Source organism: Roseococcus sp. GW821-FHT12F05 (assembly GCF_058806835.1).
The window spans coordinates 187,080-209,342 of sequence record NZ_JBXAQB010000004.1; the positions used below are offsets into that span (position 1 = coordinate 187,080).

Here is a 22,263-nt window from a genome sequence, read left to right on the forward strand (position 1 = left end):
GCCGGACGGATGCGCTATGCCGCTGCCATCAGGTGTCTCCCGATCTGGTCCACGGGCATGCCGGTGAGATCCTTGCCGACCTCGCCCGAGACCACGCCCTTCGCGGCCGCGCTCAGCTTGCCGCGCAGCAGCCCGAGCGCCTTGGGCGGCGCCACCAGCAGCAGGTTCTTCACCTCTTGCTCGCGCACCACCTGGTCCAGCGCGCCGGCGATGCGCGTGAGGAAATCGGCCTCGGCCTGCTCGTGCAGGTCGGTTTCCTCAGTCGCGCTGCGCGAGACGCCGTTGGAGGAATGGGTGCGGCCGGGCCGGTCGGTGCCGAGGTCGCGGCTCGGCGGCTGCGGCTCGTCGAAGACGGCGACCGTAGCGAGCCGGGGCTGCAGCGCGTCGCCCTCGTTGTGCAGCATCAGCGCCTTGGCGCCGTCGCAGACCAGCACCCAGATCTGGCCGGGCAGGGGATGGGGCTTCATGGGCGTTCCTCCGTTACTCTCCGGAGGTTAATCCCCCGCGCGGCGGAGGGTTGCCCGCGATCAGGGCCTGGCCACCGTCGGCGCCAGGACGTCCACGGCGTCGCGGTCCGCGGCGGTGCGGCCCATGGCGCGGACGTCGATCCGAGTTTCGGCGAGGCCGCCGGCCATCAGCGCCGCCTTCACCACCCGCGCCCGCGCCAGCGAGAGGCGCCGCGTGGTGGAGAGGTCGTCGCCCTGGCCCACCTCGGCGATCAGCGTGATCCGGCCCACCGTGCCGGTGTTCAGAACGGCGCCGATGCGGCCCAGCACGATGCGCTGCGGCGCCTCGAGCACCTCGCCGCCCGGCGGGAACTCGACCCGCCAGGCGCCCGGCTCCAGCGCCGCGATGCCGCGGGTCAGCGGGACGTTCGGCAGCGGCGGCAGGGGCGGCGGAGGGGCCGCGCCGGTTCCCGGCATCTGCGCCTGGGCAAGGCCTGGCGCGAGGGCCAGGAGGGACGCCGCCAGCAGCGCGCGCCGGTGCATCAGCCGGCCTCGGCGCGGCCCTTGGCGGCCGCGGCGATGCTTTCCTGCACCACCTCCCGGAGCTTGCCCTGCATGTGCTGGTTGCCGGCGACGACATTGCACTCGGCATAGGGGTCGCCGCCGTCGGGCGAGGTGACGATGCCGCCGGCCTCGCGCACCAGGATGATCCCGGCCGCGATGTCCCACTTGTTCAGCACCAGCTCCCAGTAGCCGTCGTAGCGGCCGGCCGCGACCCAGGCGAGGTCGAGCGCGGCCGCGCCGAAGCGGCGGATCCCCGAGACCTGCGGCATCAGCCGCACCAGCGCATGGGCGAATTCCGGCTTCTTCGGCGTGGCCGCGAAGGGGATGCCGGTGGCGAAGAGCGATTCGCGCATCTCGCGGCGGCCGGAGACGCGCAGGCGCTTGTCGTTGAGGAAGGCGCCCATGCCCTTCTCGGCCCAGAAGAGCTCGTCCGAGGCGGGGTTGTAGACGACGCCGGCCACGATCTCGGACTTTTCGTCCGAGATGCGCTTCTCGATGCCGACGCTGATGCACCAGTGCGGGATGCCGTGCAGGAAGTTGGTGGTGCCGTCGAGCGGGTCCACCACCCAGCGCCATTCCCAGTCCGCCTCGCCGGAGGAGCCGCTTTCCTCCATGAGGAAGGCGAAGCCGGGGCGCGCCTTGCCGAGGTCCTCGCGCAGCGTCTGCTCGGCGCGCAGGTCAGCCTGGCTGACGAAGTCGCCGGGGCCCTTCATGGAGACCTGGAGCTGCTCGACCTCCGCGAAGTCGCGCAGCAGGCGCCGGCCGACCTTGCGGACGGCGGAGACCACCACGTTCAGCGCGGGCGAGAGGCGGGGGGAGGAGCCGGACATGGCGTCAGCCCTTGGCGCGCTCCACGTAGGAGGCGTCCTCGGTGCGGACCACGATGCGCTCGCCGGTGGTGATGAAGGGCGGCACCATGGTCTTGATGCCGTTCACCAGCACGGCCGGCTTGTAGGAGGAGGAGGCGGTCTGCCCCTTCACGACCGGGTCGGCCTCGGCGATCTCGAGGGTGACGAGCTCGGGCAGGTCCATCGCGACGGGATCGCCCTCGATGAGGCGGACGTTCACCGTCATGTTCTCCTGCAGGAAGGGCAGGCGGTCGCCGAGAATGGCGGCGGGGACCTGGGTCTGCTCGTAGGTCTCGGGATCCATGAGGACGAGGTTGTCGCCGTCGGCGTAGGAGTAGGTGAACTCCTTGTCCTCGGTGGTCAGGCGCTCGACGACATCGGCAGTGCGCCAGCGCTGGTCTTTCTTCGAGCCCGTCTTGATGTTGCGCATGTCGACCTGGATGATCGCATTGCCCTTGCCGGGAATCATGATGTTCTGGCGGATGATCGTGTAGCGCTGGCCTTCGAATTCGATGACCATGCCGGCGCGCATCTGGTTGGCCTGCATCTTCGCCATGGGCGTGGCCCCTGTATTTCCGTGGGTTGAGCTGAGGCGGAGGGGCTTACACTCCGGGGCGGTTGTGGGCAACCGGGGGGTTGTAAGCGGGCTGCGTTGTGGCTAGAGCACGGCCCGCACGCTGTTGTAGCTCAGTGGTAGAGCACTCCCTTGGTAAGGGAGAGGTCGAGAGTTCAATCCTCTCCAACAGCACCATCCTACCGGCTTGATCCGGAAGGATAAATCGGCAAAACAAGGTCTTAGGTCGCCCCGGTGCTACAAAGGGGTGATACAAAGTGGCCCTTGTCATGACCCGACCGACCAAGCACCCGAAGACAGGCATCTACCGAGTCCGGAAGGCCGTTCCGCACCCTTTGCGGGAAGCTGCGGGCGCTCGCGAGTGGATCGTCAGCCTCGGCACGAAGGACCCGCTAGAAGCCCGTAGGAAGGCCGCTCAGGCCCTCGCGGAGATTGAGGCTAAGCACGCTGCCGCTCGGGCCGCTGCACAGCCTGCGCGCACGCTCACGCTTCGGGAAATCATGGAGGTCGCTGGCGAGTGGTACAGGGGCTTTGTCAGCGAATGGGAGGATGATCCCGGCGATCCCGGCGGATGGGAGATGATGGCCGAGCTGGCGGCCGAACAGGTGGAGCACACGGGCGATGAACAGGACCCTGAAGTGCAGTTGCGGCTCGCACCTCGCGATCTTGATCAGGCCCGGCAGCTTCTGCGAGAGCGTGGCATAGCGGCCGACGAGGGTAGCGTCCGGAAGTTGGCCGAGGTCGTCTGGAGCCTCAGTCAGCGGGCGGCGCGCATTCTGCGATCCCGCGCCGAAGGGGATTATTCGCCGGACCCGAACCTCTCGACGTTGCCGGAGCCGAAGCAGCGGAAGGGCGCGAAGACGCTGCCCGCCGAAGACCTGTTGAAGGTGTGGGCTGCGGAGCGTAACCCCTCGACGGCCACGCTGACGAAGTATCGCCGGGCGTTCGCGCATGCTGCTCGCATCCTCGGCTTCGATGACGTGCGGCGCATCACGGCTGACGACGTTGTGACGTTCAAGCAGGCGCGGCTTGCTGCCGGGATAGGGCAGGGGACAGTCGCGGATGACGTACTGGCGTGTGGCGCCGTTTGCACATGGGCGGTGGACAACCGCATGTTGCCGACAAACCCCTTCGCGCGCCTCGCCCCGAAGACAGTACGGCGCGGATTAGCTCCGCGTGATCCTTATACGGACGAGGAAGCGAAGCGCATCCTGACCGCCGCTCGGGAGGAGACCGGATGGCTCTATTGGGCACCTTGGCTTCTCGCGTTCACGGGTGCCCGAGTGAGTGAGTTCGCAGAGATGCGGCGAGGCCACGTCCGGCAGGATGGCGGCGTGTGGATTTTCGATATGATCCCCACGGAGCAGCGTGAGGGGAAGAACGCGACTTTCCAGCGCATGATCCCACTGCATCCGGCCATCATCGCGGAAGGGTTCCTGGACTACCTTGCGGGGCTCCCGAAAGACCCCGCGAAGCCCCTTTTTCCGGACCTCACTCCTGACCCGCACGGCTCCCGCGTGATCCGCGGCACGTCGATGCTGGCCCGATGGATGCGCGGGACGGTGAAGATCACGGACCCGCGCAAGGCTCCTGCGCATTCGTGGCGACACCGCATGGAGGACGAGCTGCGGAAGGTGCGGGCGTTGCCGGAGGTGCAAGACGCGATCACCGGACGGCACAACCCGAGGAACGCCGGAGCGGGCTACGGGAAAGGCTTCCGAGGCATGCCGGCAGAGGTGCTGAAGGACCTGGAGAAGGTGCCTTCGCCCTTGTAGTGCATCTGCTCTTCGTGTCGAAAAGGTGAATTGCCCGCCTTCTAGCTCGGGATGCGAATGGAGGCGCCCTAGCCGGGATACTTCGCCGCGACGGCCGCCATGTCGATGCCCATGCCCTGGAGCGTCGCCGCAAGCTCCTGCCAGCCAATCCAGCCTTCGACATTGGAGTCCACCATCCACTGCCGGAGCGCAGCTTTCACCTCGGGATCGTTCAAGGCCCGAGTGTTGAAAGGGGAACCAGCAGAGTCGAACGTCAGCGTCCGAACTTCCCCCTCCTTCAGCATCATCTCGACGATGCCATCCGCGTTGAAGACGACCTGGAACCGATCAGGCATGGGCCGCACTCCGTCAGGGGACGCCAACTTAAGCACGGCGCTTCTCTTCCACGAACGATGCGGCGACAAAGGGGCGGGTTTACGGCATCCGTGGCGAGGCCCTGAAGGCGCTCGCAACGCGCCTCGCTCGGGTGAAGCCGCCAGAGGGGTTGATCATTCGGAAGCCCCGTGGCGCGGCCGATTGGCGGTCCGCACAGGACTCTTCAGGCTTCCCGGCTGGGGTAGTAGCGGGCGCCGCTCCGGAAGCCTCTGGCGGCCCCTGGTCCACGCTTCTCAGGCCCGTTCGGATACGCGTTACGGGGCCGGCGGGATGCGGCCGGCGGCATGAGCAGGGAGCCATGCGGGGTGACGTTGGATGTTTAGTCCGTTGCCCCTCCCTATCCCATTACGGTTTTCGTGGACTGCCGAATGACCGGGCACCGAGCAGCTGCATCGGCCGGGGGACGGTGCCGTGTTGGCGTCCATCTACAAGGGCGTGGAGATGCTCGCCGGCATCTTCCACCCGCAGGCGAAGCAGTAACATTTTGCCCGCCCGTATCCCCTGAGCAAGTTTTCAGGGGTTCCGAAGGTGGCGCCGGCATCTTCCATCCGCAGGCGAAACAGTAACTTTTGGGGGCACCTATCCCCTGAGGGCTTTTGCGTGATGCCCCGCCTATCCCTCGCACGCCTTTCGGCCGGGACACCGGCTTGGTGTCCACCTTCCCCCGGGCGCTTTTCATCGCTTGGTCTACCCCTTCCCCATGACGAATTTCGGAAAGCGTTCCTGAAGGTGGAGTTAGCTTCGCTTTCCGGCTGAAGCGGCGCCAGGCTGGGGACATACGCGGGGCCGTGAGGAAGGTTCTGGCGCGTCGGGTCCACACTCGGCGGCCGGCTACCGCGCATGCCTGCACTATCCCCGGACGACCCCGAACTCATGGGCTTCCTATGGGATACGCAGTTCGCCAAACTTGCCCGCTACTATTGAAGAACAAGCTTCGCGGCCTTGCGCGCCCCGTAGCGGTTCTCGTTCCACAACCTCAATCTTCCCAGCCGCGCCCGTCGCGAGGGCGTGAAGCTGCACGTGAAGGACCACTTGCACACACTCGGATTTCTCACCACCCGGACGCCCAGCGCCGCCGACACGTACCTTTGCGGCGCCTTCAGCGCCTCCCGCCAAGGTGAAGTCAAACTGCACCTTCAGGGGGCCGCATAGCCATGTTCGACCTGCTATTCGCTGGCGCCAGTCTCGCGCTCGGCACGGCAACCAGCATCTTCGGAAGCTCGGCCGCAGCGGACAACGCGCGGGCGCAGCAAGAGGCCCAGGACAGGGCCGTCCGCAACCAGATCATCGACCGCAACCGGGCGATTGACTACGCGGTAGAAGTCTTCGCGCAAGACCTCTCGTTCGCCTACGAGAACCTCGACTATCAGCGCAGCGAGTTCAGCCGCCAAGAGCGGGTCCTCGACCGCAACCGCGAGAGCATCCAGAAGAACACCGACTGGTCCATCGGCGGCATCCTCATGCGGCAGCTTGAAGAGGACATGGCGTCCACGCTGCAAGAGCTGGGCATCGGCCGTCAGGCGGGTGCAGGGCGCGGTCAGGCGCAGGTCACGGCCTCCGCACGCGGCGTCGAGGGCAACTCCGTGGACGCGATCATCCAGGACGTGACGCGGCAGGAAGGCGAGGCCATCTCTGTCCTGGAGATGAACCGTTCGGCCACGTCGCGGGCCCTGACGCGGCAGGTGATCGAGGCCCGGACCTCCGGAACGCAGCAGATGATGGGGCAGGCGGCGCAGACCTACGCGCCCTCCACTCCGCTCCGCACCATGGGCCCGATGGGGTCCATCAACACCCCCGCTCCGGTGGCCCAGCCGTCCCCTCTCGCGGCCATAGCGGGCATCGGCAATGCCGCATTCGGGGCGTTCAACACCTACAACTCGCTCTCGGATCAGAAGCCGTCCGTCACCTTCGGCCAAGCGACGGGCTGGCTTCGCAGCACCTTCGGGATTTAGGCCATGCCGATACAGATCGAAATTCCCGAGTTCCGCCCCCGCGCCACGGGCGATGGTCAGGTCGCGGCCCTGGAACGCTTCCAATCCCGCGCGGCTCCCGTCCGCCGCCCCGATCCCGTTGCCCCGATGGCGGCCCCCGGACTTCGCCCTCGCGGGCTGACGAACGTGGACCAGCTCGTCACGTCCCTTCAGGGCCTCAACAGGAACCTGATCACGGCCGCAGCGGGATACGCGGAAGAGCAGCGGAAGAACGAGCGAGGCAGCGCGGAAGCGGACGCCACGGCGCTCGCGCTGCGCAACCAGGACGTGAGCGATTGGGCGCAGGCGGTGGCCGCCGATCCCTCCCTCGCGGACCGCTCGCCCTACTACCGGCAGATATTCGAGGAGCGCCTTGCGCGGTCCAGCGTCGCCCGGCAGGCCAACGCCGTCTTCGCGGAATACTTCAGCAGCGATATCTCCGGCAGCGCCGATCCGACCGCGATCCAGGGCTTCCTTTCCGAGCGCCTTGGCGGGCTCATGGAGCGATACCGGAACAGCCCTGCGGCGGCCGGTGGCGCGGCCGAGGAGCTTCGTCAGCAGGCCCAGACGCTCACCCGCATGCACCAGCAGCGGGCGGCAGGGAACCTCGTGGCCCAGAACGAGGACAGCATCGAGAGCCGCGTCAACTCGCTGGTGGACGGCTTCGCGACCCGTGGAGGGGCAGGGGCCACCGTGTCCTTCCGCAACGGTCAGGACCCCGGCGGGCTCGGCACGTCCCTTCAGCAGGTCGAAGCGGAGGCACGCGCGCAGGGCGTGTCGGGGCCGAGGCTCAACACGATCATGTCCCGCGCCATCGCCGCTGCGGCCATCCGGCACGGTCGGGAAGACCTACTGGAGCTGGGGAACCGGCAGCGGCCAGACGGCACCCCCGGCTTCGGGACCACGCTGGAGGGCCGCAACGTGATCGAGCAGGCCCGCCAAACGATCCTGAACAGGGCCATGACGCGCCAGAACATGGCCTATACGCAAGAGCAGCGGGCGAGGGCGGCGCAGGGGCGGCAGATCAGCAGTCAGGTGATCGAGCTGTTCACGCGGCAGATGGAGGCGGGGGAGACCCCCAGCCTGACGCCGGCCCTCATTCGGCAGATCGGCTCGGCCGCACCGGACAGCGTGCCCGGCCTCCTCGCCCTTCAGGGGACGCTTCAGAACCAAGTGACCCACGCCGAGGACCCCTCGCGCGTGGGCCTACTGGAACTCCAGGCGATGCGCGGCCAGCTTTCCCCGGAGCAGCTCCTCGGTAGCCGGGGCCCGAACGGGTGGACCAATCCGAGCACGCTTCAACGCCTGATCAGGGCCGCTGAAAGTGCCCGTGAGAACTCCGCCGTGCTCTCGGCCCCGGCCTTCCAATCCTTCGTCCGGAACACGATGACCGCCGCCCTCGGGCTGGAGGCATCGGGCGAGCTGCGCGACAGCCCCGCCGCCGCGAATATCGAGCGGTATATCTTCGAGCAGACGGCTAGCTTTTGGCGGACGAACCCCGCCGCCCGGAACGATGTCGTCGCCACGCTGGACCACCTCATGGGCGTGCGGGACCGCATCGTGGGCGTCTTCAACCCGCAAGCGAACCTCACGGGGAACCGTGTGGAGAACCTGCTAGAGCGCGGATCGCGGAACCCTCCGGCCCCGCCGAGTGTCGGTGGGCGGCCCGTGATCGCGCCCGCTCGGGGAGCCGATTGGAGGACCCAGCCCGCGTTCCCATCACGCACCGCATTGGAGCAGGCGTGGCAGGGGTATTCCGCCTTCGTGCAGAGTAATGGTGCGGGAATGCCCGATCCGGCCAATCCGATCTTCCGATGGATCGCGGAGGGGCAGGTTGATCCGGCCACCTTCTACCGCCGCCAGCGCGACCTTCTTCAGCGCCTTGAGCGGCAGCCCTCGCGGTAGCTCCGCGCGGGGACGGAGCGTGCAGTCTCACTGCACCTTCGCTCGTCCGCTGCCCCGGCTAGTCGTGTCTGTGGACCGCACCCCGCCAGCGGCTTTTCGCCCTCTCCGCTGACTGCCCCAGCACGTGCCTAACGAACGCCCGCTGTCGGGCTCGGGTCCACACCTCTCCGGGCTGCCAATCGGTTGCCCGCTACCATCCCCCAACAACCCCTTCAGGTTCGCTTCGGTGCCGCTTTCCGTCCCCGGGAAGTGTGCCGTCGCGCGCCCCTATGGAAATCTTATGATGACTCTCGATAGCGCTTCCACCACGGCGCGTGCCGCCGCCGATCCGACTCCCATTCGACTTCCGACCGTCGAGGTTTGGACGGACGGGAGCTGCCGCCCGAACCCTGGAGGCGGAGGGTACGCAGCCATCCTGCGAAATGAAGCTGGCGCGGAACTGGAGATTACCGGCTGGCTCGGCATCGCCACGAACAACCAAGCCGAACTCATGGGTGCCATCGTCGCGCTCGAAAAACTCCCTGGCCCCCGCCGCGTGTTGATGAACACCGACAGCGAATACCTCCAGCTCGGCGCGACCATCCGGCTCGCGGAGTGGAAGGCGGCAGGCTGGAAAACGAAGAAGCGTCAGCCCGTGATGAACCGCGCATTGTGGGAGAGGCTGGACGCCGCCATGAGCCGGCATATCGTGGAATGGTGCTGGGTCGGCTCGCACGGTCAGAACACGATGAACAACCGCGCGGACGTATTGGCGACACGGGCGCGGGAACGGCAGTGCGATGAGCCGGGGGGAGCTTGGGTCCATTGCGTCCCTTCGGCCCCGCTACCGGCCCCTTCATCGCCCGAGAACGCGCCGTAGTGAGCACCGCAGCGGGGGGTGTAACAGCCCCCCAGCCGCAACCTGCGGAGTTACGCCTTCCACCGATCATGCTCCGCGCCGCCATTGCCGATTGCGTGGTGGACCGCAAGCCGCTGGCGGCGACTGTAAGTGCCCTTTGGCGCGAGGACCCGGACACGGTATCCGCCCTCTACGCGGCGACGGTCCAACGTCGCGCCCTTCAGCGTTTTGAAGAGGGCAGCGAAGGCGGCCGTCACGGACTCCTAGCCGAGCGCATGCGGGAACTGCGGCGCCCCCTTTTAACGCGTCCGAAGCGGGGCCTGACAATCAAGGAAATGGCGGGCCTCGCCGGCTTCGACCGCGAGACCGTCGCGTGCGTTTTGGAGCATCATGGCTTCGTGGAGCTGGTCCCGTTCGACGGCCCGAACAGGCGCCGCATGGTGACGGAGGCGGCGGAGGAAGCCGGCCTCGGGCACAACCCGCACGGCGGCAACACGCATGTCGCGCACCTTGAAGGCTTCGCCCGCGCAACGCCCTTTCCGGTGTTCTATCCGGAGCACGTAGAGCGCATTCTCTGGGTGCTGGACTTGCCCGGCATCCGCGATGCTGCGGCGGCGATCCCGAAGAAGCGGGCCCGGCTTCGCTGGCTTCTCGACCACCACGGATATCTCCCGAACAAGGCGATTGCGGAGTTCGCGGGGTGCTCACTCAGCGGCGTTGAGAAGGCTCGAACGCGATAGCCACCGCCCTGAAAGTACGGTCGCACGTTATAGAAGCCCTTCCCGGGGCCTAAGCTCGGCTGCGCCTCGGGGCCACACGGCTCCGGGTTCCTCGTTCAGGGGACGATAGGGGCGCTTCGCGCCTGGGGCCACAAAGAGGGAGGACCCGGTGGTGGAACCCCTTCGTTCTTTCCATAATTTGCTCACCACCTTCCCCCGGAGATTTGCCCGCTCCTATCCCCCGAGACATGGATAGGGGGACTATAGGGGGTCGTTACCGAGAAGAATGAACGAGGAGAGTCAAAGAGGAGGATGAACGAGGTATATTGATCAGGACCCTTATAGGGCCCCTTTCGATGTCCCTTTATCCTCCCGTTCAGCCGCTCCCCTGACAGTCCCCTGAAGGTGTAGTCCACTGCACCTTCCGCCTCCCCATCCCTGGGTCATCCCCATGCAGGATGAATGATGGGATGGATGGGCGGAGGGTGGACGTGATCCTTGTTCGGGGCCCGATCATGACCCGGAAAGGGGGAGTTACGGGACCTTTCGGCGGACACCACCACCCAGCCCCCCTTTCTCATCCCCCGTAACGAGGAACCCCAGGTCCCTCTATAACGTGCAGCGATACTTTGGTGGCCCCGAGCGGCTCTCCGCGACCTTGCCGCAGGCCCTTTACGGGACCCGGAACAGACCCCCGGCAATTTCATCGCAAAAATCTGAATGCCTACCCCGGGCACCGGCCGAGCCGTATTCCCCCCGTGGCCCCTCGCGCTGCCCTACAGGGCCGTTTTGGGCCCCGGATCGGGGGGCCAAGGGCGCCAGCTCGTGCGCGTGAAGGTGCAGTCCGCTGCACTCTGGGTAGGCCTCCATCGTCCTCGTTAGGACGGCTGAAAGAACGCCCAAACGGCCCATGCCCAAAAGGCCCAGAACGCGAGCCCGATAGGCCACGTGAAGGGCCCGGAGCGGGGGTGGATGAAGGGCCGGGAAGGGGTGGTGACGGGGACGTTGCGGGCCGGCTGGGGCATGCAGCGGGCGCGGCTCATTGCGCGGCCTCCCCACCGAGGATGCGATAGACGCTGGCCCGGCCGATCCCGAGTTGCTTGGCGATGGCGGTAGGCTTCACGCCATCGGCCTTCAGCTTCCGCACGGCCTCCGCCTGCCGCTGCGCCGTGGGGACACGTCCACGATATTTCCCCTCGGCCTTGGCCTTTGCGATTCCCTCGCGCTGCCGTTCCAGCATCAAGGCCCGCTCAAACTCCGCGACGGCGCCCAGCATCGTCAGCATGAGCTTGCCCGTTGCGGTGCCCGTATCGACCGACTGCCCACCCATGGACAGGACCCGGAGCGCAACTCCCTTCCTCTCCAGGCGAGCGACGATGGCGAGGAGGTCTGCGACGGAGCGGGCCAGGCGATCCAGCTTCGTTACCGCCAGCGTGTCGCCTTGCCGCACGAACTCCAGGGCGGCCTCTAGCTGCGCGCGCTTCGCGACGGAGGACACGCGCTCTTGGAAGATGCGCTCGCACCCCAGCGCGGCAAGGTCACGGTCCTGCGCCTCAATCCCGGCCTCCTGTTCCGTGGTGGAGGTCCGCGCATACCCGACGATCATCCCGTTCTCCCGTCCAATGCCCTGCCGTCTCGCACGGCTCTTGGACTTTAGACTCCCGGCCATGTCTCAAAGTCAAGGGGATGTTTATGGGACTCTTTCGGGCGCCCCTGAGACGACTCACACGGGCAAGGTCTAGTGAGACGAAAGGCGACGAATGGGCCCTACCGCTCCAGCTCGCGGGCGATGTTCTTGCGTGCTGCGGCCTCCCATCCAAGGCGCCCCGCATCAGCCGTCCGGTAGATCGCCGGGGCCTTGAACACGCCTTCGAGGAAGGCCCTGCGGCCCCGCCGGAACGCTTCATCCGAAACGTGCCCGTACTCCTCCCGGATCATCGCCGTACTCTCGCTGAAGGCTTCTGAGGCCAGCGGCTCCAGGTCCAGGTCGAGGAACCAAGCTCCGGCGGGATCGAGGGCAGGGAAGAAGAACTCGCCCGCGCCGAGGTGGTCCGCCGTCGCGAGTATCCAGCTCGTGATCCGCGCCGACGCCTCCAGGCTAACACCAGCCGCGCATGCGGCCCTGAGGAAGCGAGCGGCGGACTCGTACTCGTTGCAGCGGGGCGCGTTCACGGCCTCGTAAACGATGTCGTGATAGGCGATAGCCCAGCTTATCTCTCGGGTCCAAGCGTCGCCCTTGTGGAGGCGATGCAGGCGCCACATGCGGCCCAGATGCCAGGGCGCGTGATAGCGGCGGTGCGGCTCTCGCATTGCTTGGTCCACCTCCGTTCCGGCGTTGGGCGGGAGGGACGCTAGGAGGTCTCGATAGGCGGCCTTGTCAGCCTCGCGTTCGGTGCTCGTCATGGGCCCGATTAGAGCAGGCGGGGGCGGGGTCGGGCAGGGCCATAGGGAATTACGATACGATAAGTCCACTAATTAGCGATGGGGCTTATCCCTTTTCTGGTCCCGTAACGGCTCCCTGAGTGTAGCTCCACTGCACCTTCCGGGGCCCCTTACAATGTTAATAATGCTCACATTCCTGATTTAGACCCCGCGCTTGTCCATTTCCGAAAATTAATCATTCGAGGGAATCTAGATAGTCCCGATACCGGGACGTGATTGGCCCTCTTGGGAGTCGGATCAATAACTTAAGGTGGAAAATAATGTCCCGATATCGGGACTAATTTTAGCGGCCCGAAACTGCCATACCTGTAGATTCACCCCAATTCAAGTCGTAGACTTAGTGCGTTAAGGCGAAGAAGGAAGACAAGATGATTTCATTGGAAGTAAAGTTTTCTATTGGCAGCGTGTTTTACTATGACAACAAACTCTCTGGGCACGTCTTCCGATTTGGAAGGCGTGAGGTCTTTATCTTTTGGAAGAAGCCCGACCCGTGGCTCATAGGGAAGTCCTGGTATCTGTATCGGGACGATGAGGATCACCTGGAAGTCAACATGGGCCGCTTCCACGTGTGGTTTGAAAGACTCCCGGAGGCCGTCCCCGCCGCACCGCCGGTGTTGTAAATCTGCCACGACAATCTGGATATTAGGCGCTCTCGTGACAGTGCCTTGTGACGCGTGAAAGCTGGCGAGGGCGCCATCCCCAGCATTAAGTTAGAATAACGATGGAAGTATAATCCAGCGTGCTCTTCTGATGGCAATTTTCAGGGTTCACATTACGCCTGTTCATCTGCAAATGCTTCTTCGGACCATGCGGAAAGGCAAGATATGCAGGCACATACTTCTTCCCGGATCATTCCGGGGCTCCTTGAAGTCACCTATCCAGGCCCGCCACGGCCCGTCCGGCTTTGGATCGGGGACGATGGGCAGACCGTGTGGTTTGACCTCGCCGCCCTGACCGAGCTTCTCCGGCCTATGGCCTCTGCGAACGAGCTGGCGAGGGCGTGTGACCGCGCCTTCATCCCCGTTGGGTGCCTGTCACGGCTCCCGAGTGGTGCCTACTCCGTGCCCTGCCGGGTCCTCCCGGTATCGCGGGTGGGGAGGGCTCTCACGGCCCGATGGGGTGATGAAGAGGCGAAGTCGCTGCCCGTGATCCAGCGCCGTGACGTGGCCCGGCTGGTAGAGGCATTGGAGTTCCGGTGCTCGGGCGCGTTCCTGGATTGGTTCATGGGCGAAGTGGGGAAGATCATCCGCGCGAGGCGATATCCGGACGCGGCCTAATCACGCGGCGCGGCGGGTGATGGCACCACTGTCGCATGCCCTGGAATTTACCTCGCTACCGCTGAGAAGGTGCAGTGGACTGCACTTTCGAAGGTTCAACAAACAAGCGTTCATTTACTCCAGTTATCAGAAGTATATTTGAATATAGATTGTAATTAACTTAAATGTAAGTTGCTTATTTGTCGAAAATATCGGAGCCTTATCGCCAGATATGAGGGCTGAAAAATGAATCAATTAGAGAATGCTCAGAAAGCAAGAGCGGGTGTGCGGGAATTATACTCCATGGCTATGGAGGCTTCATGGAGTTCTCTCGCCTACGGCATGTCGTCGCTGCGGGAAGTCGCCATTACCCAGCGCCGCTCCATCCGGGGTGTGCTGGTGCGGGCCGGATTGGACCCGGCGCCGCTTGAGGCGTTCGTGGGGCCGCAAGTCTTTGCCGAGGCAGAAAATAGTAGAAGAAAGGAGGTAGACTTATGCCGTCGCCGCCGGATAGGTCGAGTGGAGCATCTGTACTGGGGAGTGATGAACGGCAATGGAGACTTCCGAGATGCCTGCCTGCACTTGTTACGTAACATTGCCTGTACTGCCGGTCGGTCTGTTAGGGGACTTTTGGTGCGGGCGGGACTTGATCCTCAGCGCTACGAGGAGGCTCTAGGGGATGCGGGCCTCGCCTACGAAGCGGGGTTGAGAAGATATGCAGCCCTTATGCGGCGAAGCCGCCATCCCCGAGGGATAGCTTCTCGGCGGAAGGTGGCCCCGGTCTACATGGCGGCCGTGGAGAGCCGCTTTGTGTTTTCGCGGGACGAAGCTCGCCATGCGCTCCATGAACAGGCAACGCGCTCCCGGCTGTCCGTTATCGAGCTTCTGGAGCACCGCAAACTTGACGCCGGCCGATATGCTGCAATTGCGGCTGAGGATGAAAGAGCACAGCGGAAGGTGCGGCTGCGGGAGGCGCATGACGCGGCGGTAAATGGAGAGACAGTCTCCGAAAGAGAACAGGCTCGGCGCTTCATGGAGCTTCGAGCCCAGCAGATTGGCATGGAGTTGCCTGAGTATCTACGGTTTCGCGGCCTAGATCCGGTCCTTGTCAGGGCAGAAATCGGGGCAGATGCGCCGCTTCCGCTGGCAGCCTGATCGCGCCCGCTAAGGACCCCGTGAAGGTGTAGTCCGCTGCACCTTCCGACCCTCGCAATTCTACCAACTTGCGCGTCAATTCGCTGTTCAGGCGCGTGAACGAGCTGGCAGCGGCGGTAAGGGGGCCGTTGAGGGCAGGCTAGGCCAAGGCACGATGCCCTACCGTGCCTCCATAGCTTGCAAATCCGCCTCATCGCGACGCATCCGATCTGAACATAGCCGAGAGAGGCGCTCAAAAAGCTCCGATAGTTGGGCTCGGGATGTCTCAAGGCCTACAAGTAGCGTCCGAAAATTCATCCCTCCATGATCGGCGGCCAAAATACTTGCGGGCCCAGAAAACGAGGCGGCGCCCATCCGCGCCGCGGCACGACTATGAACGAATGCGGGACCCTCTTGCGGAGCGCCAAGCCACTGAGCGAAATCCGATACATTTGTAAACAGGGTTATCCACCGCAAAAGAAGTACATCGAGATATTGACGATCTTGGATCGGCATGCCGCATTCCTGCGAAGCTACCGATACAATACGCGCAACTTCTCGAAAATCTTCCGACGAAGAGCCAATGGAAGCCTGGATACCTGTGGAAATATTCTTAATTATCTGAAGAGAAATAATAACACTTGAAGGTGCATCGATTGGCGTGCTACTTGCAATCGAGTCGATAATCTGTTCATCAGTTCCCTGTTGGCATTGTTCCTCTTCTGAACATTGGCTTAGATTTCGATTTAGCTGATATTTAATATATTGAATAGTTGAAAAAACGGGGGCATTATTCGCGATTCTAGATCGGAGTGTGATCGACTGTTCAACCTGCGCTGCTCTGGTTTGTATTCTCATGATCTGAGTTTGATTTAATAATATCCATATTTGGAGAATGGCGGCGCCCACTGCTAATAACGATCCAAAAATTATCACGGTTCTTGGATATAAGTATGCATTAATCGCGCCTTTCACCGATGCCCATGGAATGGGCTTTCCATTGCGGCCGGCTTCATAAAGGTCCGTTATCAATGTCAAATAGGCGCGAGCACGACTTGTCTCGCGAGATTTAATTTCATCTCTTAGGGTCGCGATTTCGTCCATCCATGGAAATGGTTTCGAGCAATGCAGACAGGCTGTCGCTTCGCTGCTAACCGACTGATCGCAGAAGGGACAGATGGTCATAGGGCCCTCAATTTCGAACTCGCTTTAATATAACCACGGACCGGACCGTGGCGAATGCGATGAAGGATTAGCCGACGGCGGGCGGTTGTAGCTCTCGCGCCCGCCCTATCGCATGGCCGCGATGGGTCTCTGGCGGTGTCACGCTGCGACCCCATGGACGGGACCGCTACAGGCGCCTTCTCGCGGTCGTGGAGGACAGTCGAGGGCGCGACGTGGCGGCCGTGATGATCCGTGAAGGGCTCGCTAGGCCCAATGGTGGGGAGCGGCGGCAGGGGTGGTGCGGTTAGCCCGCAGTTTAGCCGTGCTGGCGGGCTACGATGCGGGCAGGCATTATCCGCGGGGATGATACCGGACCGCGGCGAATGACCACCCTAAGCTCACTCACCGACCCGAATGCCGTTCTCAAAGCCATTGCGGAATTTGATGAGCTGGGCCGAGAGGAATTTCTGCGCCGCTACGGATACCGAAAGGCACGTTCCTACCGCCTCGTTCACGCAGGCCGATCCTATGATTCTAAGGCCATCGCAGGTGTGGCGCTGAAGTATCAAGAAGGCGTCGGAACGCCGCTGCTATCCCCAGACTTCGGCGGAGGTGACGCTACGGTCAAGCGCAAGCTGAAGAGCCTCGGTTTCGATGTCATTGAGGATGAGACAGAGACCATTGGCCAGCCCTCTCACAATCGGGCGGGAGACGAGGCGTCCGAAGGTGGGCGGGGGGATGACTGGACACCCGAGCAGGTGGCGTCTTGCGTCGCGGCCTACATAGACATGCTCGATTTGGAGAGCCTTGGCGGCGTGTACGTGAAAGCGGCCTTCAACCGCAGAGTTCAACAACAGACCGGCCGCTCGAAAAGCTCCGTCGAGTGGAAGATGCGAAACATAAGCGATGTGCTCGCCAAGCGCGGCCTCCCCTGGCTTCAGGGATATCTGCCGGCGGCGAATGCACAGAGCAACGCTATCGAGGGGGCGCTTCGGCAAATAGGGCGTGGGCACGGATATCTGATCGAAGCCCTATCCGGTCCGGTCGTTCCCGCGCCATCTCCGCCACCGATTGGGGCGGGGGAGGCAGACGATGAACCGTTCGATCCCGCGAATGTCACCGACGCTCGTAAGAAGATCGTCCGTGCGATCAAAGCTCGTCGTGGCCAGGCCCAATTCCGCGACGCCTTGCTGAAGGCTTACGGCCGATGCTGCGCGATTTCCGGATGCGCCGTGGTCGGTGTCCTGGAGGCTGCCCACATCACACCGTATCTCGGTCCCCAAACGAACCACGTCACGAACGGCCTGCTGCTTCGTGCTGACCTCCACACGTTGTTCGATATGATGATGATTTCCGTCGATCCCACGACCCAAACGGTTCTTGTCTCCCCGTCAATTCTGGACGCCGACTATCGGGCGCTGCACGGCAAGCCTCTTAAGGCGGCGGCCGAGGAGGCAGCAAAGCCGAGCCCATTCGCTCTGCGGAAGCACCGTTCCATCTGCGCGTGGTAGCTACCGCCGCGAGCGTCGATAGGCGGCGATCATCTCCGCAGAAACGTCGGGGGGGTAGCAGATCGGCGTTGCCCCGCCCGGCCTGCTGTAGGCACTTCTGCCACCGCATGAGGCGCCATTGCGCATCGCGTTGTATGGACATGCGCAGGGCCGTCCCGAGGCTAAGTAGGAGGCCACGCTTTCGCGGACGATCATCTCTCGAACTTGGGCATCGCTCTGCGCCAAGGCCAGCGTCGGTATCGTGGCCCAGGCTCCGGCGAGCAGGATGCACCGGAACCGCCTAGCAAGCGCACGTGCATGCCCAATCCAATGCGAGATCTCTGTCACGCCCAGGCTTCGGGAAATTCCATTTGTTATTCTTGGTCCCGATTTCGGCCTCGACCAAGAAAATGGTCAACTCGGCAGGCTAAGTCTGTGGCAAGCTGGCTGCTGCAATCCGGTGCCGAATGGGAAGATCATGAAAAGCGGCCCCTACATCGGGATAGTGCTGGCGCTGCTAGTCCTGGAGGCGTCTGTTGGGAAAGCAAAGGCGCAGTCGATCCCGGTCCCTTCTGATCCCCGAGCTTCTTATGAGCTGCTTTCGGTTACGAGACAGGCCAATAGGATGCTGCATGCACTCACCCGCCGAACAGGCCCGAGCGGTACAAGCTATGCGTTGCGAGAGGTGGATTGCGGACCCCCTCGGCGGTTTCGCTATCTCGGAGAGGGAGATACCAGGGAGGCGGCCATGGTTCGTAGAAATCCTGGCCCGATGGCCGCGCTGGTTGATGGTTCAATTTCCGACGAGGTAACAAGGTTCGTGTGTGGCGTCCGTTAGCGGCTGACGCTACCTCCCGACCGGATAAAGACTCGCCTTCCCCCGCACCCGCATTCCCCGCACGGCAGCGCGGCTCGCATCTGCCGATCATGGGCGCCTTACTTCTCCCATACGGGCTCGGCGCGATGCTGCCCCGAGCCCCGCATATGCACTTCACGGCCAACCCGCGCTCTTAGGACCATTGACCGTTAACAGGTTCCTGACAGCGCCGCAGAGGAACCGATTGAAGCGAGAGGTAGAGGCGTCCATGTTCCACGAGCGCTAGGTCTGGCGCTGATCGGGGATTTACCTGTTGGAGCGCTCTGCCCTGGAAACTCGATGGATTGTCCTCGGCGTTGATGGAAGACATGTCACGATTGGTCGCGGCCGCGATCCGTCGCCCCAGGCGGTATCTAAGGTCGAAACTGCAGTAATAGCCGAAGGCAAGGCTGGCTGGCTCGCGATTTTGAGGGGTGATTACTATGTTCGAGAGCGAAAGCCTGAGATTATCCTGGTTAGGACTCTCGGTAGCCCTGAGGTATCCTGGGATACCGCACTTAGATGCTTTGAGGAATTGCGTCAGTCGCTTCTCATCGAGTTATCGCCGTGATTAAACGATGGATACTCTAAGTCCCCAGGCAAGAAGTCAGTTAATGTCGTCGGTCCGGTCACAGAATACTGTGCCTGAAATAATAGTTCGCCGCCTACTTCATGCCATGGGCTTTAGATTTCGATTGCACCGCAAAGGGCTTCCAGGTACACCCGATATTATTCTCCCGAAATATCAAAAGGCCGTATTTGTACATGGTTGCTTTTGGCACGGCCATTCTAACTGCCGGCAGGGACGCCCATCAAGTACCCGCATCGAGTACTGGGGGCCTAAAATTGCGGCTAATCAAGCGCGTGATAAGCGCAAATCAAGGGCGCTCCGGCGATTGGGATGGTCAGTCGCGACGATTTGGGAGTGTCAGACCCGAGATCCCCAGGCACTGGAGATAAGATTGCGCCGTTTCTTGGCGCGGTGATTCGAAGATTGCCTGAAGCGCCCGTGGCGGATTCGGCCCCAATCGAGCAGAAGGACTACGTATTTTTGCGTAGCTTCGATTCTAGTGCGGAGTGGTCAACAGTACTAAAATAGGGAGTGCACCGTGTCCGACGATCAACCAGAATTTAGCCTCGAAGAGTCGGGTGAATCTCGTCAGCAGCTTGTTGAAGAGCAAATTCGCAAGAATGCAAAAATTGTCGATTATAAAATACGGGAGTATCCAATCGAAGTTCTGGTGGAAAAATATCTGACCGGTGAGGCTGAAGACACCAATGAGATATTTATTCCAGATTATCAGCGTGGATTTGTTTGGCCGGAGAAGCATCAATCAAGATTTATAGAATCTGTTCTAATCGGCTTACCCATACCATATCTTTTTGTGGCAGACATTGGCTCGGAAAATGAAGAATTATCCGGGCGTTTGGAGGTCGTTGACGGCACCCAAAGATTGCGTACGCTTGCTGCCTTCGAGAAGGATGAGCTAAGACTATTAGGTTTAAAGAAGCTTCCTGCCCTTAATGGATTGATCCTTAGTGATTTGTTGCCTTCTCGTCAGCGTAGGTTTCGTAGAATCACGATAAGGTTGATTGAGTTGACTGAGCACGCCGACGAAGAGACGCGTCGCGACATGTTTGATCGAATCAATTCGGGTGGAATGCGTCTTAACCCTATGGAAACTCGACGGGGTGTACTTAGAGGCCCCGCCATAGAATTCTTTCGGTCATTATCGGAAGATCCCAGATTGCGGGAACTCGCGCCACTTGGAGAGGCCGCTATTAAGCGCCATGACTACGATGAGCTAGTTGCGAGATTCTTTGCATATGTCAGTGGATACACAGATTTTGATCGTAGTGTTATTGAATTCATAGATGATTATATCATTTCTCTACAGGAACCTGAAGCTAAGCCTGACTATCAAGTTATGCGTGACGAGTGGGAGCGGGTATTGAGTTTCGTGGAGGTGGGATTTCTTCATGGTTTTGCGAAGAGTACCACAAATACGAAAACCCCACGGGTTCGCTTCGAGGCCATTGCCGTCGGGACTGCATTGGCACTTCGGCAGAATCCAGCGCTTGTTCCCGATCCAGGCAAAATCAGCGTCTGGGCGTACGGCCCTGAGTTCCAAAAGCTAGTGGCATCGGATGGGGCTAATTCGCGCCCGAGAGTCAAAGCCAGGATTGAATTCGTCAAAAACCACTTGTTGGAACTGCCATGAATAAGCGCTTATTCTTGGAAGATTTCGCGGAGAGGCGAGCTGACGTTTCCCGCTACCTTGCCGCGCTGGTTGTAGCAGAGCGCCAAGTCAATTCTGGCGCAAGTCCGGCAGGCCGAGAACGTGAGCTTAGAATGTTTCGAGCTAGTGGAATGCTTGTACTTTATAACGCGATTGAGGCTTCTGCTAGAGCTGGAATCGAGGCGATTTATGACGAAATGGCGTCTACGGGCACAACATTTAATAATTTAAGACCATCAATTCGGAAGCGAATTATTCGGGATTTCAAGGCAAATTTCGCGCAAGATAAGGCAGATACGCTTAGCGACATCGCAGTTGATCTAGTGCGGGCCGCCTTTAATGTAGAAAAGCTTTTTAGCGGTAACGTTGATGCTAGAATGATTCGAGAAAAAGCCGCTATCTATGGCTTCTCGGTTGACAGCGAATATCGTTTAACTTTTCATGGTTCTGACCTTTTGTCCATCAAGGACAGTAGAAATGATTTAGCTCATGGGTTAAAATCTTTTGGAGAGGTAGGTCGGAGTTATACCGCGCTATCCCTTTTTAGAATCGGGTCAAGAGTCATGAATTATCTGGAAGCTATTCTTCTTCAAATAAACGATTATCTGGATAAAAAGGCTTATCTTTAATATTCTTTTGCTTTGTATTTTATGGAATGCGCGACAATGGTTTTTCCAATTGCCTCCCCTAGTTTTGGGGGCACCGCATTTCCAATCAACGTTCCAATCTTCGCGAAATTGACTCTCTGTCCGGGCGGCAAAAACGAATATTTGGCAGGGAATGATTGAATTATCGCCGCCTCCCGAAGTGTAATGGCTCGGTCCTGATCTGGGTGGCCGAAGCGGCCATTGCCGTAGCCGAAACACTGCGTTGTCATTGTGGGAGCGGGTTCATCCCATTCCATTCTACCGTAGACAGACGGGTAGGTCTCTCCGGTCAACTTCGCATGGCAGGCTGCCCGCAGCTCATCGGGCCAGTCCCTCCATGTGCCGCCGGGTTGTGAAGCTCTAATGCGCTTGAGATTAACCTCGCTTAATCGACATGCTATGTGTAGTGCGTCTCTCTGATCAGCCTCTCCTGCCGAAAGCGGAGGCTGTCCAGCGATAGCACGTCGTACTGTCGGGACCTGTTTGATGGCCGGTGGTACTGGCAAACCTATTGGGCCCAGCCGTGAGGCGATCAACACGAGTCGCCGCCGTGATTGGGGTATGCCAAAGTCTGAGCATAAAACTTCGCCCCAAGCGACATTATATCCACCACGCCTTAAACGAGAGACAAAATCGTGCCAGATTGGCTTTGAAGATAGGCCGCGAACATTTTCCATAGTCACGATTTCAGGCTTAATCGTCAGGGCGAGTTGCAGGAAATACTTGAGAAGATCCCATCGCTCATCAGGGGTTTTCCGATTTTGAGTGTATGTTGAAAAGGGTTGGCATGGCGCGCATCCCGCGAGGACGCGTATCTCAGCGCCGCTGAACCAACTTTCCAACTGCTTCGGCGCTAAATCGACTACGCTTAATTCCTCGAAGCGCCCGCCGCAGTTCGCTTCGAACGGGTATCGACATGCGGGATCGAGATCAACGCCAGCAGCGATGGTAAGACCAGCCGTTTTCAAGCCATAGGCCAAACCGCCAGCGCCGCAGAACATGTCTACGACCTTGATCACG

General features: G+C 61.5%; 20 protein-coding genes and 1 tRNA gene. 12 read left to right on the top strand and 9 right to left on the bottom strand.

Annotated elements, in window-relative coordinates; translation table 11 throughout:
* Positions 1-14: 14 nt before the first annotated feature.
* Genes AC1ROY_RS12845 through efp form a run of 4 tightly spaced genes read right to left on the bottom strand, consistent with a single transcriptional unit; the run spans position 15 to position 2,414 of the window.
* The gene (locus AC1ROY_RS12845; protein ID WP_493149219.1) at positions 15-467 is read right to left on the bottom strand and encodes a host attachment protein; all 453 of its coding nucleotides are present in this window, start codon (positions 465-467) and stop codon (positions 15-17) included.
* Positions 468-527: 60 nt separating this feature from the next.
* Complete coding sequence (locus AC1ROY_RS12850; protein ID WP_493149221.1) at positions 528-989, bottom strand: OmpA family protein; 462 nt, start codon at positions 987-989, stop codon at positions 528-530.
* Positions 989-1,840: an inositol monophosphatase family protein gene (locus AC1ROY_RS12855; RefSeq protein WP_493149222.1), complete on the bottom strand. Its 852-nt coding sequence runs from the start codon at positions 1,838-1,840 to the stop codon at positions 989-991. Before AC1ROY_RS12855 ends, AC1ROY_RS12850 begins: the two co-directional genes overlap by 1 nt.
* Before the next feature lie 4 nt (positions 1,841-1,844).
* Positions 1,845-2,414: an elongation factor P gene (gene efp / locus AC1ROY_RS12860; protein ID WP_493149223.1), complete on the bottom strand. Its 570-nt coding sequence runs from the start codon at positions 2,412-2,414 to the stop codon at positions 1,845-1,847.
* 120 nt (positions 2,415-2,534) lie between these two features.
* Between efp and AC1ROY_RS12865 the strand changes: the two genes are divergently transcribed.
* Together AC1ROY_RS12865 and AC1ROY_RS12870 are read left to right on the top strand one after the other, a co-directional pair.
* Positions 2,535-2,609 (top strand) — tRNA-Thr (locus tag AC1ROY_RS12865).
* A 92-nt stretch (positions 2,610-2,701) separates the two neighbouring features.
* Positions 2,702-4,207, top strand: a complete 1,506-nt coding sequence (locus AC1ROY_RS12870) for a DUF6538 domain-containing protein (protein WP_493149224.1) — start codon at positions 2,702-2,704, stop codon at positions 4,205-4,207.
* 68 nt (positions 4,208-4,275) lie between these two features.
* Here AC1ROY_RS12870 and AC1ROY_RS12875 read toward each other — a convergent pair whose 3' ends face one another.
* Positions 4,276-4,542, bottom strand: a complete 267-nt coding sequence (locus AC1ROY_RS12875) for a hypothetical protein (protein ID WP_493149225.1) — start codon at positions 4,540-4,542, stop codon at positions 4,276-4,278.
* A gap of 1,194 nt (positions 4,543-5,736) precedes the next feature.
* Between AC1ROY_RS12875 and AC1ROY_RS12880 the strand changes: the two genes are divergently transcribed.
* From AC1ROY_RS12880 to AC1ROY_RS12895, 4 genes are all read left to right on the top strand, one after another.
* A complete protein-coding gene (locus AC1ROY_RS12880; protein WP_493149226.1) occupies positions 5,737-6,534 on the top strand; it encodes a virion core protein, T7 gp14 family in 798 nt (265 codons plus the stop codon).
* Between the two features lie 165 nt (positions 6,535-6,699).
* Entirely contained in the window at positions 6,700-8,457 is a 1,758-nt protein-coding gene (locus AC1ROY_RS12885) for a hypothetical protein (RefSeq protein WP_493149227.1), read from the top strand.
* A gap of 280 nt (positions 8,458-8,737) precedes the next feature.
* Positions 8,738-9,316, top strand: coding sequence for a ribonuclease H family protein (locus AC1ROY_RS12890; protein ID WP_493149228.1), 579 nt, complete (start codon positions 8,738-8,740; stop codon positions 9,314-9,316).
* Positions 9,317-9,384: 68 nt separating this feature from the next.
* The gene (locus AC1ROY_RS12895) at positions 9,385-10,035 is read left to right on the top strand and encodes a hypothetical protein (RefSeq protein WP_493149229.1); all 651 of its coding nucleotides are present in this window, start codon (positions 9,385-9,387) and stop codon (positions 10,033-10,035) included.
* 1,018 nt (positions 10,036-11,053) lie between these two features.
* Here AC1ROY_RS12895 and AC1ROY_RS12900 read toward each other — a convergent pair.
* Together AC1ROY_RS12900 and AC1ROY_RS12905 are read right to left on the bottom strand one after the other, a co-directional pair.
* The gene (locus tag AC1ROY_RS12900) at positions 11,054-11,620 is read right to left on the bottom strand and encodes a recombinase family protein (RefSeq protein WP_493149230.1); all 567 of its coding nucleotides are present in this window, start codon (positions 11,618-11,620) and stop codon (positions 11,054-11,056) included.
* A gap of 161 nt (positions 11,621-11,781) precedes the next feature.
* Positions 11,782-12,417 carry an HD domain-containing protein gene (locus AC1ROY_RS12905; protein ID WP_493149231.1) on the bottom strand — a complete coding sequence of 212 codons (636 nt, stop codon included), beginning with the start codon at positions 12,415-12,417 and terminating at the stop codon, positions 11,782-11,784.
* 1,598 nt (positions 12,418-14,015) lie between these two features.
* Here AC1ROY_RS12905 and AC1ROY_RS12910 point away from each other — a divergent pair.
* Positions 14,016-14,867: a hypothetical protein gene (locus AC1ROY_RS12910; RefSeq protein ID WP_493149232.1), complete on the top strand. Its 852-nt coding sequence runs from the start codon at positions 14,016-14,018 to the stop codon at positions 14,865-14,867.
* A 159-nt stretch (positions 14,868-15,026) separates the two neighbouring features.
* Here AC1ROY_RS12910 and AC1ROY_RS12915 read toward each other — a convergent pair whose 3' ends face one another.
* Positions 15,027-15,950, bottom strand: a complete 924-nt coding sequence (locus AC1ROY_RS12915; RefSeq protein ID WP_493149233.1) for a hypothetical protein — start codon at positions 15,948-15,950, stop codon at positions 15,027-15,029.
* A 224-nt stretch (positions 15,951-16,174) separates the two neighbouring features.
* Between AC1ROY_RS12915 and AC1ROY_RS12920 the strand changes: the two genes are divergently transcribed.
* The 5 genes from AC1ROY_RS12920 to AC1ROY_RS12940 all read left to right on the top strand — a co-directional run bounded on the left by AC1ROY_RS12920 (position 16,175) and on the right by AC1ROY_RS12940 (position 21,225).
* Positions 16,175-16,318 carry a thermonuclease family protein gene (locus AC1ROY_RS12920; protein WP_493149463.1) on the top strand — a complete coding sequence of 48 codons (144 nt, stop codon included), beginning with the start codon at positions 16,175-16,177 and terminating at the stop codon, positions 16,316-16,318.
* Between the two features lie 75 nt (positions 16,319-16,393).
* Positions 16,394-17,521, top strand: coding sequence for an HNH endonuclease (locus AC1ROY_RS12925; protein WP_493149234.1), 1,128 nt, complete (start codon positions 16,394-16,396; stop codon positions 17,519-17,521).
* A 1,413-nt stretch (positions 17,522-18,934) separates the two neighbouring features.
* A complete protein-coding gene (locus AC1ROY_RS12930) occupies positions 18,935-19,342 on the top strand; it encodes a very short patch repair endonuclease (RefSeq protein WP_493149235.1) in 408 nt (135 codons plus the stop codon).
* A 123-nt stretch (positions 19,343-19,465) separates the two neighbouring features.
* The gene (locus AC1ROY_RS12935) at positions 19,466-20,578 is read left to right on the top strand and encodes a GmrSD restriction endonuclease domain-containing protein (protein WP_493149236.1); all 1,113 of its coding nucleotides are present in this window, start codon (positions 19,466-19,468) and stop codon (positions 20,576-20,578) included.
* Positions 20,575-21,225 carry an MAE_28990/MAE_18760 family HEPN-like nuclease gene (locus AC1ROY_RS12940; RefSeq protein ID WP_493149237.1) on the top strand — a complete coding sequence of 217 codons (651 nt, stop codon included), beginning with the start codon at positions 20,575-20,577 and terminating at the stop codon, positions 21,223-21,225. Before AC1ROY_RS12935 ends, AC1ROY_RS12940 begins: the two co-directional genes overlap by 4 nt.
* On the opposite strand, the gene AC1ROY_RS12945 is transcribed toward AC1ROY_RS12940, so the two are convergent.
* Positions 21,222-22,262, bottom strand: coding sequence for a DNA cytosine methyltransferase (locus AC1ROY_RS12945; RefSeq protein WP_493149238.1), 1,041 nt, complete (start codon positions 22,260-22,262; stop codon positions 21,222-21,224). The two genes, AC1ROY_RS12940 and AC1ROY_RS12945, sit on opposite strands and share 4 nt — an antisense overlap.
* Between the last annotated feature and the right edge of the window lies 1 nt (position 22,263).

Coding starts and splice junctions, on each gene's coding strand:
- AC1ROY_RS12880 (WP_493149226.1), top strand. CDS start 5,737: ATGTTCGACCTGCTATTCGCTGGCGCCAGTCTCGCGCTCGGCACGGCA.
- efp (WP_493149223.1), bottom strand. CDS start 2,414: ATGGCGAAGATGCAGGCCAACCAGATGCGCGCCGGCATGGTCATCGAA.
- AC1ROY_RS12870 (WP_493149224.1), top strand. CDS start 2,702: ATGACCCGACCGACCAAGCACCCGAAGACAGGCATCTACCGAGTCCGG.
- AC1ROY_RS12855 (WP_493149222.1), bottom strand. CDS start 1,840: ATGTCCGGCTCCTCCCCCCGCCTCTCGCCCGCGCTGAACGTGGTGGTC.
- AC1ROY_RS12895 (WP_493149229.1), top strand. CDS start 9,385: ATGCTCCGCGCCGCCATTGCCGATTGCGTGGTGGACCGCAAGCCGCTG.
- AC1ROY_RS12900 (WP_493149230.1), bottom strand. CDS start 11,620: ATGATCGTCGGGTATGCGCGGACCTCCACCACGGAACAGGAGGCCGGG.
- AC1ROY_RS12905 (WP_493149231.1), bottom strand. CDS start 12,417: ATGACGAGCACCGAACGCGAGGCTGACAAGGCCGCCTATCGAGACCTC.
- AC1ROY_RS12845 (WP_493149219.1), bottom strand. CDS start 467: ATGAAGCCCCATCCCCTGCCCGGCCAGATCTGGGTGCTGGTCTGCGAC.
- AC1ROY_RS12875 (WP_493149225.1), bottom strand. CDS start 4,542: ATGCCTGATCGGTTCCAGGTCGTCTTCAACGCGGATGGCATCGTCGAG.
- AC1ROY_RS12930 (WP_493149235.1), top strand. CDS start 18,935: ATGGATACTCTAAGTCCCCAGGCAAGAAGTCAGTTAATGTCGTCGGTC.
- AC1ROY_RS12890 (WP_493149228.1), top strand. CDS start 8,738: ATGATGACTCTCGATAGCGCTTCCACCACGGCGCGTGCCGCCGCCGAT.
- AC1ROY_RS12940 (WP_493149237.1), top strand. CDS start 20,575: ATGAATAAGCGCTTATTCTTGGAAGATTTCGCGGAGAGGCGAGCTGAC.
- AC1ROY_RS12850 (WP_493149221.1), bottom strand. CDS start 989: ATGCACCGGCGCGCGCTGCTGGCGGCGTCCCTCCTGGCCCTCGCGCCA.
- AC1ROY_RS12925 (WP_493149234.1), top strand. CDS start 16,394: ATGACCACCCTAAGCTCACTCACCGACCCGAATGCCGTTCTCAAAGCC.
- AC1ROY_RS12915 (WP_493149233.1), bottom strand. CDS start 15,950: ATGGACGAAATCGCGACCCTAAGAGATGAAATTAAATCTCGCGAGACA.
- AC1ROY_RS12910 (WP_493149232.1), top strand. CDS start 14,016: ATGGCTATGGAGGCTTCATGGAGTTCTCTCGCCTACGGCATGTCGTCG.